This is a genomic window from Kitasatospora sp. NBC_01539, from assembly GCF_045040525.1.
Lineage (GTDB): Bacteria > Actinomycetota > Actinomycetes > Streptomycetales > Streptomycetaceae > Kitasatospora.
In genome coordinates, this window is the sequence record NZ_CP109390.1 from 1,067,770 (window position 1) to 1,081,809 (window position 14,040).

Genomic DNA, 14,040 nt, shown 5'->3' on the forward strand with positions numbered 1-14,040 from the left:
GGGGTGTGGCAAGCCGCCCCCGCTCCGAGGCCCGCACCGTCAGGGCCCGCACGCCACCAGCACCGGCACCACCGGCAGCACCAGCACCACGCCCCAGCAGACGACCCGGGCAGGAACCGACAGGGCCGGCTGAACCGCCGTCAGGCGGCGCAGCCGCTCGACCACCCCGTGGGCGCCGGCTGCCAGCGCCCCCGCCGGAGCGGCGCCTCCGGCGACCCGGCACAGCGCCTGCGCCACCGCTCCGCGGCCCGCCACCCGCACCGCGGCGTCGTCGGCCGCCATCTCGCACAGCACCGGAACCCGCTGCGCCGCCAGGCGGGCCAGCGGCAGCCGGTCCAGCGCCCGGCCCAGCGCCGCGACGGACGCGAGCACCAGGTGGTGACGGCCGGCCAGGTGCGCCCGCTCATGGGCGAGGACCGCCCTGCGCTGGCCGGCGGTCAGCTGCTCGTCGGCGCCGCGGGTGAGCACGACGCGCCCGCCCCGGCCGGGCAGGCACCAGGCGGCGGCCCTCGAGTCGTCGACCACGAGGGTGCCGCCCGCGCCCGGGCGGGCGACGAGGTCGAGAAGCTCCCGGTGCCGTCTGCGGGCGCGTGCGGCCTTCACCCAGCCCGCCGCGACGACCGTCCCGGCGGCACCGAACACGGCCGCCGCCAGGACCACGGCCTCCACATGCCCGGCCAGGCCCTCGGCGACGCGCCCGTGGCGGCCGGTGATCCAGCCGAGCAGCCCCGCCGAGCGGTCGTGCCCGGCCGAGAGCCGATGCAGGCCCATCGCCACCGCCATCGCGCAGAACGCCATCAGGGCGCACCACAGGGCGATCGCCGCGCCCGGCGCGCGCACCGTCCAGGCGGCCCGCGCCAGGCGGCCGGGCACCCACCAGCCCGCGGCCGCGGTCAGTGCGGCGAGGAGAGCGAGCGCGCTCACCGGGCCCCTCCCGCGCCCGGGCCGTCCAGCACCTCACGCAGCGCGGCTGCCTGCTGCGGATCCATGCCGCCGACGAAGAGCGCCAGCGCCGCCCGTGCGTCCGGCGCCTCGCCCAGCACCTCGCGCATCACCTCGGCGGTGTAGGCCTCCCTGGAGCGCACCGGGGCATACACCCACGCCCGCCCCTCCTTCGTCCGGCACAGGAAGCCCTTGCGGAACAGGATGTCGGCCACCGTGTTGACCGTCGTGTACGCCACCGGCCGCACCAGGTTCAGATCGTCGACGATCTCACGGACCGTCGCAGGCCTGGCCCATGACCACAACCGGTCCATGATCTCAGCCTCCAGCTGACCGAACCCGCGCACCGCTCCACCCCGACCTTCACGACACCCTCACGCCATCGCAGCACAGCGTGCCAGGTGGGAGCGCCCGAGCCAACCCGCCGTCCGCGCCCCGGCCGGCGAGTAGCGGCCGGTGGCAGCCGGTGGGGCGGCCACCGGAGGCTGCCGCCCCACCCCACCAATGGATCGCACCCGATCCGATGTGGCCGGCTTCACGTCCCCTGTCCACCACCGAGGACCGCATGCCCGAAATCCGGATCGCCTCGATCCGTCGTCCGCGACCGGAAGCCCTGCGCAGGCGCCGTACTCGCCATCGCACGAGCCGCCTACGATGGGTCGAGACAACGGGTCGAGGCAACGGGTCGAGGCGGAAACGAGGCTGCAGCGTGCGGAAGCTGGGGGACCTGGAGGCCCAGATCATGGACCGGTTGTGGTCCTGGGGCCGGTCGGCGACCGTTCGCGAGATTGTGGACGACCTCAACAGGCAGCGGACTCTGGCCTACACCACGGTGATGACCGTGGCCGACATCCTCCACGGCAAGGGAATGCTGCGTCGTGAGAAGACAGGCCGGGCATGGCTCTACGAGCCGACGCGGAGCCGGGAGTCCTACACCGCGGCGCTCATGGAGGACGCCCTGGGCTCGAGTTCCGACCGCTCCAGCGCCCTTGCCCACTTCGTCGAGCGGATCAGCCCCGATGAGCAGGAGGCACTGAGGCAGGCTCTGCGATCGCTCACGGACCGAGCCGAGCCGCAGTGATCGCCTCCATCGTCCTCGTCACGTACGCAGTGCTCGTCGGGTTCGTCGTCCCCCGGTTCCTCGCCCGGGCGAAGTGGCCGTTGCGCGCACCCGGTACGGCGATCGCGCTCTGGCAGGCGCTGACGGTCTCGTTCGTCGTCTGCTTCGCGCTCGCCTGGTACCACGCGATCGCTCCGGGCCGGCACCTGCACGGACTGCTCGGCTCGGCGGAGCAGTGGATCAGCGGTGCACCGGAGAGGACCACCGCCGATGGCCTCTCCGCGGAGGGCGTCGGGCTCCTGATACCGATCGCTCTCACCGCGGTATGGCCCGCCGCCTGGTTCATCCAGGTCACCGCCTCCGCGGCCCGCCGCAGGCGCCGCCACACAGAGCTGCTGGACCTGGTCGGCCGGACGGAACCCGCCCTGGGGGCCGTCATCGTCGACCACGACACACCGGCCGCGTACTGCCTGCCGGGGCGACCGAGCAGAGTCGTCCTGACCAGTGGGGCGGTACGATGCCTGTCCCCCGCACAGGTGCAGGCGATCCTGGCCCATGAACGTGCCCACCTGACGGGCCGCCACCACCTGCTGTCGGCAGCCTCCGAAGCGTTCGCTCGGGCCTACCCCGTGGTCCCACTGGCCCGCGCCGCGCGGGAGAGCACAGCTGAGCTCCTGGAAATGGTCTGCGACGACCGCGCCCTGCGCAGCGCATGTGCACGGGCGCTGGCGGACGCGATGTGCGAGGTCGCCGCGGGCAGCACCCCGAAGGCCGCGCTCGGGGCCGGCGGTTCGGCCGTGCTGACCCGTCTGAGGCGTCTGCTGCGCCCGAGTGCGCCCCTCCGTCCGATCACGTGCTTCGCCATCCTGCTGCTCGGCGCAGTGGCGGCCGCACTCCCGTACTTCATCTCGTGCGGGCCCGTGATCGGCTGAGGGTTTCGGTCCGGTCCGGACGGAGGGCGGGCGCGCTGTCCGCTCACTCCAGCAGCACGGGGTCGCCCTTGGTGATCCGTCCGGGTACGAGCACCTCGGCGTGCACGCCTGCGCAGGGGTACAGTCCCATACCCGGAAGCGGCTCGAGCCGGTTGTGCTGCGCAGGCACCCGGAGGGCGTCAGGGTCTCGCGGCAGCCGGCCGTGGGCGAGGGTCGGGATGGCACAGCGCGGGGTGGGAACGGCCACCTTCAGACGCAGGTGCGGTCCGATCGTCAGTTCCCGGCCGATCCATGCGTTCTCGACGAATCCCTTCTCGGGGGTGCTGATGACGAGGTTGGGGCGGTAGCGCTGGACTTCGACACTGCCCCGCGGGCTGAGCTCGCCGATCCGGTCCAGGGTGGCGGTGGTGAGCAGGTGCAGCGGGGAGTAGTCGAAGAAGGTTCCGGGCGGCAGGTCGATGGCGTGGAGCCCGACCTCGGCGTCGACGCCCTCGTCCAGGACCTCGTCCGGGTTCGCGCGGTCGATGCTGGCCTTCGACGGCGGCTCGGTGGCGAGGACGACGGCGCGCCCGACGGCCCGCGACAGGTCGTCGTGGCTGAGCTCCGAACCGTCCGGGCCGGTGATACGGATACCGCCGTCGCTCGTCGCCGACGCCGAGAGCGTCAACAGGTTCCGCCACAGCCGCGGATTCTTCGCGCTGGCCACCTTGCCGGTCTCCGTGTCGAGCAGGGCGTGTGTCCGGTCGCCGGCGAGACCGCGTCCCGTGATCTCCGCGACCGGCAGTTCCTCGCCCAGCATCGACTTCACCGGGTAGCGCCACAGTGCTCCGACGGTTCCTACGCGTGTCGTCATGTCATCGTTCCTTCCGGCTGTGCCGATCGGGTGGAGGGTGTGCGTGCCTGCCGGGGATCGTTCCGTGGCACGCCGGCGGCGTTGCAGGAGCCCCGTGCAGCCGCTCACGACCGGAAGAGCATCCGGATGAGTTCGTGGGCCTGCTCGGGGTTGAGGCGAGGATCGCAGAGGGTGGTGTAGCTCCGGTCGAGGGCGTCCTCGCTGCGGATGCCCGCGCCGAGGCATTCGGTGACGTCGGTGGCTGCCGTTTCCAGGTGCAGGCCGCCGGGGTGGGCTCCCTGCCGTTCGAGTACGTGCAGGAACACGGTCGTTTCTTCGGCGATGTGCCGCAGATGCCGGGTCTTGATGCCACTTTGGGTGTGCTCGGTGTTGCCGTGCATGGGGTCGACGGCCCAGATGACCGGATGGCCGGCGTGGCGGACCGCGTCGACGATCCCTGGCAGGACGTCTGCGGCCCGAGTACGGCCCAGCCGCAGGATGAGGGTCAGCCGACCTGGGCTCCGCTCGGGGTCGAGCAGCCCGCACAGCTTCACGACCTCTGCGGGGCCGGCAGTGGGTCCGATCTTGCAGGCGACCGGGTTCTGCACGACGGACAGCATGTCGACGTGTGCGGAGTCGGGTTGGCGGGTGCGTTCCCCGATCCAGGGCAGATGGGTGGAGGCGAGGTACTCCCTGCCGTCGGGAGTGCTGCGAACGAGTGGTCCTTCGTAGTCGATGACCAGGGCCTCGTGGCTCGCCCAGGGTCCGGAGGCGATCCGGGGGCTGTCGGCGGCGGCACCCTGGTGCCGGGCTTCGCGCAGGTGCTCCGAGACGAGGGCCGCCGCCTCGTAGGCGAGAAGCATCCGTCGCGGGTCGTGCTGTCTCGCCTCGGGGGTCGGTTCCTCGGCGTTCACCATATGACCGCGGAAGGAGGGAAGTTCGGATCCCGCATGCCGCTCGGTTGCTGCAGAACGCGGTTTGGCGAACTGCCCTCCGATACGACCGATCCGGACGACGTCCTGGCCTGTCCGGGCGGCGAGGTGGTCCCCGAGGGCGTTCAGGACGGAGATCTTGCCGGCGATGTGCCGGGGTGTCTGCTCGGTGAGGTTTTCGGCGCAGTCGCCGGCCTGGAGAAGGCGGGCCCGGCCGGAGGCAACCGCTGCCAGCTGCCCGCGCAGTTCGGCGATCTCGGTGGGCAGCACGAGCGGCGCGGCCTCGAGCAGGGCACGGCGGGTGGCGGCATAGGAGCTGTGGTCGCGCCAGTGAGGCTGCTGCTCGGCGGGCAGCATGTCCCAGACGAGCGGCCGGCCGGCGGTGAGGAGGCCGGGTCGTTGTGGCGGGGCTGAAGACATGGAAGGTCGCTCTCCGAAAACTCGTGGCTGGTCGCGGACCGCGGGCGTTGCTGTTGTGCTGCCTCGCCCCGTGGTCAGTCCACGGTCCGCGCTGCGGCGACGGCGGTCGAGATCCGCTCGGCCAGCTCCCGCTTGTCGACCTTCCCCACCGTGGTGAGCGGCAAGGCGTCGACCGGTTCGACGCGATCGGGCAGCTTGTAGGTGGCGAGGCCGCGGGAGGTGAGGAAGTCGACTGCGTCGGCATGGGACAGGCCCTCTCCCGGGGCGACGACGAAAGCGCAGATCCGCTCGCCGAAGTCCGGGTCCGGCATCGGCACGACGGCGACCTCGCGAACGGCGGGGTGGGCCAGGAGTTCGTTCTCCAGTTCCTCGGCGGCGATCTTCTCCCCTCCCTTGTTGATGACCTCCTTGGTCCTGCCCAGGGCGACGAGGTTGCCGCCCGGAAGGAGACGGACGAGGTCACCGGTGCGGTAGAAGCCGTCGGCGGTGAAGGCCGTGTCGTTGTGGTCCCCGGCGAGGTAGTAGCCCCGCAAGGTGTACGGGCCTCGGGTCAGCAGCTGTCCTGCCTCCCCGACGGGAACCTCGCGGCCGTTCTCGTCGACGATCCGGATCTCGTCGGCCGGGGACAGCGGTCGGCCCTGGGTGGTGGCGACGACCTCGTCGGAGTCGTCGAGCCGCGTGTAGTTGAGCAGGCCCTCCCCCATTCCGAAGACCTGCTGCAGTCGGCAGCCGAGGGTGCCTCGCACCCGCCGGGCGGCCTCGGCCGGCAGTTTGGCACCGCCCACCTGGAGCACCTCGAGTGTGGACAGGTCGTCGTCCAGCCACTCCACGGCCTGCATCCACAGCATCGCCAGTGGGGGGACGAGGGCCGTCATGGTGACGCCCTCCTTCTCGATCAGGGAGAAGGCCTGGTCCGGGCTGCCGTCGGCGGCGAGCACCACTCGGCCGCCGGCGTGCAGGGTGCCGAGTACGCCGGGGCAGCCGAGCGCGAAGTTGTGCGCGGCAGGAAGTGCCGCCAGGTAGACGGTGTCGCGGTCCAGTCCGCAGACGTCGGCGCTGGCAGTCAGGTTGTAGGCGTAGTCGGTGTGCGTCCTGGGGATCAGCTTGGGCTGTCCGGTGGTACCGCCGGACAGCAGGAAGAACGCGACGTCCTGCGCACCGAACGTTTCGGCGCCGTGGAGCGAAGGTGCAAGGTCTGTTTCAGGCTCGCGGCCGGCCGGGGCGTCGAGTGCGCTCAGGGGAACGAACTCGGCCGGGTCGCCGGCCACGACGACGTGCTGCAGGCCGGGGGCGCGCTGTGCGATCCGGCGGGCGAGGTCACGGTAGTCGAAACCGAGGGACCGGTCGGCGATGATGTAGGCCTTCGCCCCGGTGAGGACGCTGAGGGCGCCGATCTCGTGTTCCCGGTGGGCGGGCAGAGCGAGAACGGGCAGGGCGCCGAGCCGGCAGAGGGCGAAGACCACGGGGAGGAACTCGAGCACGTTGGGAAGCTGGACGACGACCCTGTCCCCGGCAGTGATGCCCAACCGGCCGAAACCGTGGGCCAGACGATCGGCCCAGCCGTCCAGCTCCCGGTAGGTCACGCGGCGGTCGCCGTCGGTCAGCGCCACGCTGTCTCCGTAAGCCGCGGCCCAGGAGGTGAGCAGCCCGCCGAGGGTGACATCACGCCAGTAGCCCTCCGTGCGGTACTTGTTCGCCAGTTCTTCCGGCCATGGCACGAAACCGTCGAGCATCTGCGTTGACTTCCTCTTGTCGGTGGCCTGTCAGGGGATGGGGGTCGTACCTCACGGGCGCCGCATCGGGCCGATCACGTGGGGGGCCACGCTGGAGAGCTTCTCGCGGGTCTCCTCCAGCTCCCGTGCCGGGTTCGAGTCCGCGACGATGCCCGCACCGGCACGCAGCCACGCGCGGCCGTCCTGCTCGTAGAGCGCGCGGAGAACCAGTGCCGCGTCCATGGAACCGTCACTCGACGCGGTCAGGACGGCCCCGGAATAGAGCCCGCGGGCCTGGGATTCCAGGCGGACGATCCGCTCGTAGGCGGCCTCCTTGGGGACTCCGGAGGCGGTGATCGCCGGGAACAGCGCGGCCAGGGCGTCCCAGGCCGATTTTCCGGGGGCGAGTTGACCGATGACGCGCGAGCCGAGGTGCTGGACGGGACCTCGGGGCTTGACGTTCATGAATTCGCTCACGACCACGGAGTCGGGGTCGCACACCGTGAGAAGCTCCTCGTGGCCCAGCTTCACGGAGATGGCGTGCTCGTAGATCTCCTTGGCGTCCGTGAGGAGTTCCTCACGCAGTTGGGCGTCCCGTTCGTCGCCGAGCCCGTGGGCCCGAGTGCCGGCCAGGGGCTGGGTGGAGACCGCACCGTCGGCGTCGACCTCGACCACGGTCTCCGGGCTGAATCCCATCGCGCGCCAGCCTCCGAGGTCGAGCAGGAAGGAACGGGCGGGGGTGTTGCTCCGGCGACCGTTCACATACGTCGCACAGATGTCGACGGGTCCCGGGACGGGAACCGGCCGTGAAATGATCACCTTCTGCAGCTCACCCCGCCGGATGTCCTCGACGGCGACGGCGACGGACTTCTTGTACATCTCCGCGCCGTAGGCATCGATCGGGACAGGCACCGGGGTGCCGGCCGGCTCGGGCTGCGGGGTTTCCAGGAGCGTGCGGATCGCTTCGGTCACCGGCGGTTCGGTCGTGCGGATCACGGCCCGCCCGGACCGGAGCCTCACCTCGGTCCGGGGCACGATCAGGTGGAGGAGCGGGGTTCCGGCCGGTGCCTCGACCTGTCGGCGGGTCAGGTAGCTGAGCTCGAAGGCCATCCAGCCGTAGGTGGTCCAGTCGGTGATCGGCAGGCGGCCGAGAGCAGCCTGCACCTGCGTGAGTGGACGGTTCCCGACCGGCTCGACGCTCTCCTCCCCGTTCCGGCGTACGCGGAGTTCGGCGGAGTCCAGGACGATCTCGGCGAGTGCCCCGCCGGCGTAACACCACTCCCCTTCGCGTTCGTAGACGACGTGGCGGTCGTGGAGCCCTGCCCGGACGAGGATGGTGGCGGCGACGAGCGGGTCGAAGTGCCCTGTGATCGTCTCGTCCTTGTAGTGGTCCATTCCTGCCCCCGTTCCGGCGCCGGTGCGGCGCGCTTGCGGATCCACCGGTCCGTTGCCGGCGGCTCTGTCGTTCGGTCGATGTCTGCGTGCTGTGTTCGGGCGTCGGCGCTACGGTCCGGCCAGGAGCCGGGCCGTGATGAGGGCGGCAACGTCCTGGGTGTGATCGCTGAGGAAGAAGTGGCCGCCGGGAACGACGTGCAGGGTGCAGCCGCCGGTGGTGTGGTGCTTCCAGTCCCGGGCCTCGTCGAGGGTGGTCCTGGGGTCGTCGTCACCGGTCAGGACGGCGATGGGGCAGCTGGGTTCCGCTCCGGGGCGGTGGCGGTAGGTCTCGATCGCCTGGTAGTCCCGGCGGATGGCCGGCAGGAGCGCCCGCATGACTCCGGGGTCGTCGAGGAGTTCCGGGGCGGTACCGCCCAAGTGGCGGAGCTCCTCCAGCAGCGCCCGATCCCCCTTCAGGTGGACGTTCTCCTCCCGGTGGCGGCAGGGCGCCCTCCGGCCGGAGGCGAACAGCACGACAGGTGAAAGTCCGGTCTGGCGTTCGAGACGCCGAGCCGCTTCGTAGGCGAGGACAGCGCCCATGCTGTGGCCGAAGAAGGCCAGGGGGCTTCCGTCCAGGATCGGCGCCAGTGCGCCGACGATCTCGTCGGCCAGTTCGTCGATGTCCACCGCTCCGGGCTCCGACCTGCGGTCCTGGCGGCCCGGGTACTGCACGGCGTGCACCTCCACGTGCGGGGAGAGTGCCCGGGACATCGGGAAGTAGAATCCGGCCGCGCCTCCCGCGTGCGGGAAGCAGACCAGGCGGACGGTGGCGTCGTCCGCGCGGTGGAAGCGCCTGAGCCATCGGGACCGGGTGGTGACGGCTGCGTTCATCGCGCACCGCCGGCAATCGCAGGCGGGGGACACGTCCATTCGGTGTCGGGTGCGCCGAGCCAGTCGAGCATCTGCTGGTAGCTGCGCATCATGTCGTCCAGCAGTCCGGCCGGGAAGAGTTCGTCCACGGCGTCCCAGGCGAGGAGCACCGAATCGTCGGTGCGGTAGACCTGGTGATCGAGCCAGACCTGGGGCGTCTGGGAGAGCATCCAGGTCAGCTCGCCGAGCGCGGCGCGGAACTGCGGTCCGACGAAGTCGGAGCCGAGGTTGCACGCGAAGACGACGGGGGCTCCCGCCCGCTTGCCGCCGTTGGCTCGCCTGAGGTCCCGCAGGACGTTCAGCGTGGAGTACTGGGCGTGTGAGGCGCTCTGCTGGAGCTGCTGCTGCAGCTCGCCCGCCCGGTCCGCGAACGGGATCCGTCGACGGAGGTCGACGTGGAGCAGCACCAGATTGGTGAAGTCGGCGACCATGCCGGAGACCGCGGGGTGCAGTGGCTGCCGGTCGAAGAGCGGCACGTTGAGCAGGAAGTCCGGGTCATCGCTCCAGGCGCCCAGGATCTCGGCGTAGGCGGTGGCGAGGACCATCGCAGGGGTGAGGCCGTGCTCTCGGGCCCGGGCGGTGATCCGCAGCCATTGCGGTGTGCCGAGCACGAAACTGCGCCGGGAGAACCGCGGTCTGCCGATCTCCTCGGGCCGCTTGGCCAATGGCAGCCGCGGTCCTTCGAGAGGAAGAGCGGGAATCCGGCCCTTCCAGTAGTCCTTGGCCTCGGTGAGCGGACTGCCCGCCGTGTCCGGGCCCTCGCTCCAGGCCCGGTGGTCCGCCAGGTACTGCGCGAAGCCGTACCCCGGCGCCGGGGTGTGGCGCCCCGGTTCCCGGTAGGCCTCGGCGAGATCGGTCAGCAGGACCTCGATGCTCGCGACGTCCGCCACCAGAAGGTCGATGTTGACGTGGATCCGGGTCCGGCTGGCCGGGAGCAGGGACAGCTGCACATCGAGTACTTCTGCCCTGGCAACGTCCAGGCGCCGGTGCGACAGCCGGTCCCGTACGGTTTCGAGCGTCCGCTCGGCCGTGGGGGCGTCGAACGCGGTGAGGTCGTGAACGGTGAGGCCCTGCCAGGGGCTCTGCTCGGCGATCTGCTGCCGCCCGTCGTCAAGGAACCTCGCACGCAGCATCTCGTGGCGGGCGATGACCTGGCGTACGGCTTCTTCCAGGCGGTGCGGGTCGACGGTGCTGCCGTCGAATTCCATGTAGGCGTGGCATCCCACGCCGCCGAGGCTCATCTCGTCGCCGCGGCCGATCCAGTAGGCGCGCTGCACCGGGGTGAGGTCGAAGGCGGCAGCGGAGTCCACGGGGTGGAGGGCGGTACGGGCACTGGCGGTACTCGGCGCGGGGCGTGTCGTGAGCAGTTCGTGCCAGCGTTCCACGGTCGGCTGCTCGGCCAGTCTCTGGAAGGTGATGTCCGCGCCGGCGCGGCGCCAGCCGCCGGCCAGTCTCATCATTCTGATGGAGTCCATGCCGTGGCGGATCAGGTTGTCGGTGTCGGGTATCGAGTCGGCGGGGACTTCGAGCAGGCCGGCCACCGCGTTGCGGATGTCGTCCTTGGAGAGGTCCGCGGCAGGGGGTGCGGGGTGGGTGCTGGTCATGGGCGGTCCATCGTGTGGGCAGGGTCGAGGGGAAGGGACGCTTCGTGGAGGGTGGGGTGCGCGGTGCGGTGGTATCCGTATCGGCTGTGGTGCCAGACGAGGGACTGCCCGCCGGACCGGGACAGGTCGAGCACCTCTCCGAGCACGACGGTGTGATCGCCGCCGGGCACCGTCGAGTACACCCGGCAGGTGAGCCAGCCCAGTGCCTGACGGAGCACCGGGGATCCGTCGACGAGGTGGAAGCCGGCGTCGGCGAACTTCTCCCCGGCGGGCCGGTCGGTGGCGAACACGTCGGCGGTCCGTTCATGGTCTTCGTGCAGGAGGTTGACGGCGAACCGGCTGTTGCGGCGGATGGCGTGCAGCGTCCCGGACCCGTTGCCGAGGCACACCAGCAGGAGGAGGGGTTGCAGTGAAAGCGAGCAGACACTGCTCGCCGTCATGCCCGCACGGCCGGCGGGACCGTCCGTGGTGATGACACAGACGCCCGCCGGCATGCTGCCGAGGAGGTCGCGGAAGGCCCGTCGGCTGTCCACGTCGGTCACCGGTGCCTGCTCGGTCCTGTCACGGCCGCTCCCCGAAGGTCGTCGACGGGCCGTTGAGGCCGGACAGGATGCGCTGGAGGTTCTCGACCAGCGCGCGTTCGGCGATCGGGTCGAGGATGGCGGCGAGGCTGGCCATGCCGAGGTCGAATTCGGCGTCGAACCGGATGACGACGTGGTCCGGGTGCTCCTCGACCTGCCAGGTGCCGTCGAAGGACGCGAAGTCCCCCGTCGTCTGGGCGAAGGTGATGGAGCGCGCGGCCTGGTCGATGATCTCGTTCTCGGTCCAGCGGAGGATGCCGTTGCGGAAGTTGACCGCCCACTGGGAGTCGATGACGCCGTCGTCGCGGTGGGTGACCTGGACCTCTCGGACGGCGTCGGTGAACTCGGGGTAGCGCTCGAAGTCGGCCAGCCGGGTGAAGACCGTGTCGGCATCGGCGTCGTGGACGAATGCTGCGAGGGTGACCTGGCGCGTCACAGGGTTCCTTCCAAGGTGGTGGCGGCGGCGTCGAAGGCGGTGAGCAGCCAGTCGACGTCGCCCGGGGTGAGTACGGCGGGCGGGGTGAAGCGCAGGACCCTGTGGGCGTTGAGGCTGTGGTTGACGAGGACGCCGTGGTCGTGGAGCTCCATGACGAAGGCGCCGGCCGTGTGCTCGTTCTTGAATTCCATGCCGATGAGCAGGCCGGGGCCGCGGATCTCCGTGACCAGTTCCGGGCAGCGTTCGGCGACGATCCGGGCCAGTTCGCCGGACAGGGTGCGTCCCAGTGCGGCGGCGCGTTCGACCATGCCCTCGTTCCGGATGGTCTCGACGGCGGCGCGGGCGGCGGCCATGGCGATGGGTGATGCCGCGAAGGTCGAGGTGTGCAGGAACGGATCGCGGTTGAACGGCTCGTAGGCGGTGTCGGTGGCCACCATGGCGGCGACGGGCACGACCCCTCCGCTCAGGCCCTTGCCGACGAGCAGCACATCGGGGGAGATGTGCTCGCGGTCGGCGCCCCACCAGGTGCCCAGTCGGCCGAGGCCGGTCTGGATCTCGTCCAGGACCAGGAGGGCTCCGCGGTCTTGGCAGATCCGCTGGGCTTCGATGAGGTAGCCGTCCGGTGGGACGATCACGCCTCCTTCTCCCTGGACCGGTTCGAGGACCAGGCAGGTGTCGGCCGTGACGGCGGCGGAGAGCGCCTCCGCGTCGCCGTAGGGGACGTGTGCGACCTGCGGCAGCAGCGGCCGGAAGGGAGCCTGGTAGAGCTCCTTGGCGGTGAGGGAGAGTGCTCCCATCGTCTTGCCGTGGAACCCTCCGTCCGCCGAGACCAGCCGGTCCTTGCCGTGTGTGCGGGCCAGCTTGATGGCCGCCTCGACGGCCTCGGCGCCGGAGTTCACGAAGTGCACGCGATCCAGCCCGGGGGGTGTGACGGCGGCCAGTGCCTCGGCGGCACGCGCCGCCGTGGGCTCCAGCAGCAGCCGGGTCGACATCGGGTGCGTGCGGGCCTGCGCCACCACTGCGTCGACGACGGCCGGATGGGTGTGCCCCACCAGGAACACCCCGTACCCGCCGCAGTCGAGGAAGCGCCTGCCGTCGGCGCCGAACACGTGCGCGGCGTGCGACGAGACTTCCTGGTCGCCTCCGGTCAGTTCGGCGAGACTGGCCCGGCCCTTGCTGAGGTGCCGGCGGTAGAGGTCGAGGACGGCTGTCCGTGACTGCTCGGTTGCTGCGGTCATGCGGCCACCTCGCTGGGGCGGACCATGCCCTTGGCCCGGGCGTAGTGACGCATGGACGTGGTGAAGGCGTCCTCCAGGCTCCGGGCGGAGAACGAGGTGACACCGGGGACGTGCCCATAGGTGCTGGGGAACGGCTCCTGGGTGTTGAACAGGGCGGTCATGGCCAGCATGTCGTCGAAGCGGCGCCGCTGGGCCCGGGGCAGCGCGTCGATGAACACCGGGCGGATCAGCCGGTCGATCATGTCGTGGGAGACGAAGCGCGGTGCGTCCAACGACAGACCGAGGCTGCGGCCCAGCGCCAGGCCCAGTTCGATGACTCGCTCGGCGGTCGGTGCGGCCGGGCCGCCGGTCACCCAGTACTCGCCTCCCGTCGTCCCCGTGCGCACCAGCTGGGCGATGACGTCGGCGACCAGGTCCTGCGGGACGAAGTCGATCCTGGTGTCCGGCTCCAGCGGGAGCATCGGAAGTGCGTTCTTCAGCAGGGCGCCGGCGATGGCGTGCAGTCCCTGGAACTGCGAGATGCGGCCGGTGACGGAGTCACCGATCACCACGGACGGGCGGACGATGTTCGCGGGGACGTCCGACTCCACGATCGCCTGCTCGGCGATGCGCTTGCTGTCCAGGTAGATCTCCGGGCGGGCGCTGCCGTACCCGTCCAGGGCAAGGTCGCGGCGGGCCACGAAGGCGGTGCTGACATGCTGCAGTGGTGCTTGCGCCCGCCGGGCGAATGCCAGGACGCTCTCGGTTCCGCGGACGTTCAGGTCGTTGGTCTGCTCCGCGTCGACACTGAAGCCGGTGACCGCGGCACAGTGCACGACCGTGTCGATCCGGTCGGCCAGGTCCTGGTAGGCGGATCGGTCGAGGCCGAAGTACGGGAGGGTCAGGTCGCCGTGGACGCGGGCCGCCCGGTGGCCGGGGACCGGTGTGCTGTGGGTGAGGCAGACGACGGTGCAGTCGGTCAACCGGGCCAGTACAGCCTGGCCGACGACGCCGCTGGCTCCGGTGAGGAGGACGGTCGGAGCGGGGTTCGGGATCTCGGACATGTGA

14 protein-coding genes are annotated in these 14,040 nt (G+C 71.0%); 2 read left to right on the plus strand and 12 right to left on the minus strand.

Annotated features, from left to right (window positions below):
* Nucleotides 1-39 precede the first annotated feature (39 nt).
* Together OG335_RS04635 and OG335_RS04640 are read right to left on the minus strand one after the other, a co-directional pair.
* Entirely contained in the window at nucleotides 40-924 is an 885-nt protein-coding gene (locus OG335_RS04635) for a M56 family metallopeptidase (RefSeq protein ID WP_405009699.1), read from the minus strand.
* Nucleotides 921-1,289 (minus strand): BlaI/MecI/CopY family transcriptional regulator, encoded by a 369-nt coding sequence (locus tag OG335_RS04640; RefSeq protein WP_405009700.1) that lies wholly within the window; start codon nucleotides 1,287-1,289, stop codon nucleotides 921-923. Before OG335_RS04640 ends, OG335_RS04635 begins: the two co-directional genes overlap by 4 nt.
* A 362-nt stretch (nucleotides 1,290-1,651) precedes the next feature.
* Between OG335_RS04640 and OG335_RS04645 the strand changes: the two genes are divergently transcribed.
* Together OG335_RS04645 and OG335_RS04650 are read left to right on the plus strand one after the other, a co-directional pair.
* Nucleotides 1,652-2,023, plus strand: a complete 372-nt coding sequence (locus OG335_RS04645; protein ID WP_405009701.1) for a BlaI/MecI/CopY family transcriptional regulator — start codon at nucleotides 1,652-1,654, stop codon at nucleotides 2,021-2,023.
* Nucleotides 2,020-2,934 carry a M56 family metallopeptidase gene (locus tag OG335_RS04650; RefSeq protein ID WP_405009702.1) on the plus strand — a complete coding sequence of 305 codons (915 nt, stop codon included), beginning with the start codon at nucleotides 2,020-2,022 and terminating at the stop codon, nucleotides 2,932-2,934. The genes OG335_RS04645 and OG335_RS04650 overlap by 4 nt, the downstream gene beginning before the upstream one ends.
* Nucleotides 2,935-2,977: 43 nt before the next feature.
* Here the strand turns inward: OG335_RS04650 and OG335_RS04655 are convergent, their stop codons facing one another.
* The 10 genes from OG335_RS04655 to OG335_RS04700 all read right to left on the minus strand — a co-directional run bounded on the left by OG335_RS04655 (nucleotide 2,978) and on the right by OG335_RS04700 (nucleotide 14,036).
* On the minus strand, nucleotides 2,978-3,787 hold the full coding sequence (locus OG335_RS04655) for an MOSC domain-containing protein (protein WP_405009703.1): 810 nt from the start codon (nucleotides 3,785-3,787) through the stop codon (nucleotides 2,978-2,980).
* 104 nt (nucleotides 3,788-3,891) lie between these two features.
* A complete protein-coding gene (locus OG335_RS04660) occupies nucleotides 3,892-5,118 on the minus strand; it encodes a 3-deoxy-7-phosphoheptulonate synthase (protein WP_405009704.1) in 1,227 nt (408 codons plus the stop codon).
* A gap of 74 nt (nucleotides 5,119-5,192) precedes the next feature.
* The gene (locus OG335_RS04665; protein ID WP_405009705.1) at nucleotides 5,193-6,851 is read right to left on the minus strand and encodes a (2,3-dihydroxybenzoyl)adenylate synthase; all 1,659 of its coding nucleotides are present in this window, start codon (nucleotides 6,849-6,851) and stop codon (nucleotides 5,193-5,195) included.
* Between the two features lie 51 nt (nucleotides 6,852-6,902).
* Nucleotides 6,903-8,225: a salicylate synthase gene (locus tag OG335_RS04670; RefSeq protein WP_405009706.1), complete on the minus strand. Its 1,323-nt coding sequence runs from the start codon at nucleotides 8,223-8,225 to the stop codon at nucleotides 6,903-6,905.
* A gap of 108 nt (nucleotides 8,226-8,333) precedes the next feature.
* Nucleotides 8,334-9,095 (minus strand): thioesterase II family protein, encoded by a 762-nt coding sequence (locus OG335_RS04675; RefSeq protein ID WP_405009707.1) that lies wholly within the window; start codon nucleotides 9,093-9,095, stop codon nucleotides 8,334-8,336.
* A complete protein-coding gene (locus OG335_RS04680) occupies nucleotides 9,092-10,738 on the minus strand; it encodes a condensation domain-containing protein (protein ID WP_405009708.1) in 1,647 nt (548 codons plus the stop codon). Before OG335_RS04680 ends, OG335_RS04675 begins: the two co-directional genes overlap by 4 nt.
* Nucleotides 10,735-11,280, minus strand: coding sequence for a flavin reductase family protein (locus tag OG335_RS04685; RefSeq protein WP_405009709.1), 546 nt, complete (start codon nucleotides 11,278-11,280; stop codon nucleotides 10,735-10,737). The genes OG335_RS04680 and OG335_RS04685 overlap by 4 nt, the downstream gene beginning before the upstream one ends.
* A 19-nt stretch (nucleotides 11,281-11,299) precedes the next feature.
* Nucleotides 11,300-11,755: a type II toxin-antitoxin system RatA family toxin gene (locus OG335_RS04690; protein ID WP_405009710.1), complete on the minus strand. Its 456-nt coding sequence runs from the start codon at nucleotides 11,753-11,755 to the stop codon at nucleotides 11,300-11,302.
* Nucleotides 11,752-12,993: an aspartate aminotransferase family protein gene (locus tag OG335_RS04695; protein ID WP_405009711.1), complete on the minus strand. Its 1,242-nt coding sequence runs from the start codon at nucleotides 12,991-12,993 to the stop codon at nucleotides 11,752-11,754. The genes OG335_RS04690 and OG335_RS04695 overlap by 4 nt, the downstream gene beginning before the upstream one ends.
* Complete coding sequence (locus OG335_RS04700; RefSeq protein WP_405009712.1) at nucleotides 12,990-14,036, minus strand: SDR family oxidoreductase; 1,047 nt, start codon at nucleotides 14,034-14,036, stop codon at nucleotides 12,990-12,992. The genes OG335_RS04695 and OG335_RS04700 overlap by 4 nt, the downstream gene beginning before the upstream one ends.
* Between the last annotated feature and the right edge of the window lie 4 nt (nucleotides 14,037-14,040).

What these genes read in the sequence shown, in the direction of transcription:
- OG335_RS04655 (WP_405009703.1), bottom strand. Translation starts at nt 3,787, where the DNA reads ATGACGACACGCGTAGGAACCGTCGGAGCACTGTGGCGCTACCCGGTG.
- OG335_RS04660 (WP_405009704.1), bottom strand. Translation starts at nt 5,118, where the DNA reads ATGTCTTCAGCCCCGCCACAACGACCCGGCCTCCTCACCGCCGGCCGG.
- OG335_RS04665 (WP_405009705.1), bottom strand. Translation starts at nt 6,851, where the DNA reads ATGCTCGACGGTTTCGTGCCATGGCCGGAAGAACTGGCGAACAAGTAC.
- OG335_RS04670 (WP_405009706.1), bottom strand. Translation starts at nt 8,225, where the DNA reads ATGGACCACTACAAGGACGAGACGATCACAGGGCACTTCGACCCGCTC.
- OG335_RS04675 (WP_405009707.1), bottom strand. Translation starts at nt 9,095, where the DNA reads ATGAACGCAGCCGTCACCACCCGGTCCCGATGGCTCAGGCGCTTCCAC.
- OG335_RS04680 (WP_405009708.1), bottom strand. Translation starts at nt 10,738, where the DNA reads ATGACCAGCACCCACCCCGCACCCCCTGCCGCGGACCTCTCCAAGGAC.
- OG335_RS04695 (WP_405009711.1), bottom strand. Translation starts at nt 12,993, where the DNA reads ATGACCGCAGCAACCGAGCAGTCACGGACAGCCGTCCTCGACCTCTAC.
- OG335_RS04700 (WP_405009712.1), bottom strand. Translation starts at nt 14,036, where the DNA reads ATGTCCGAGATCCCGAACCCCGCTCCGACCGTCCTCCTCACCGGAGCC.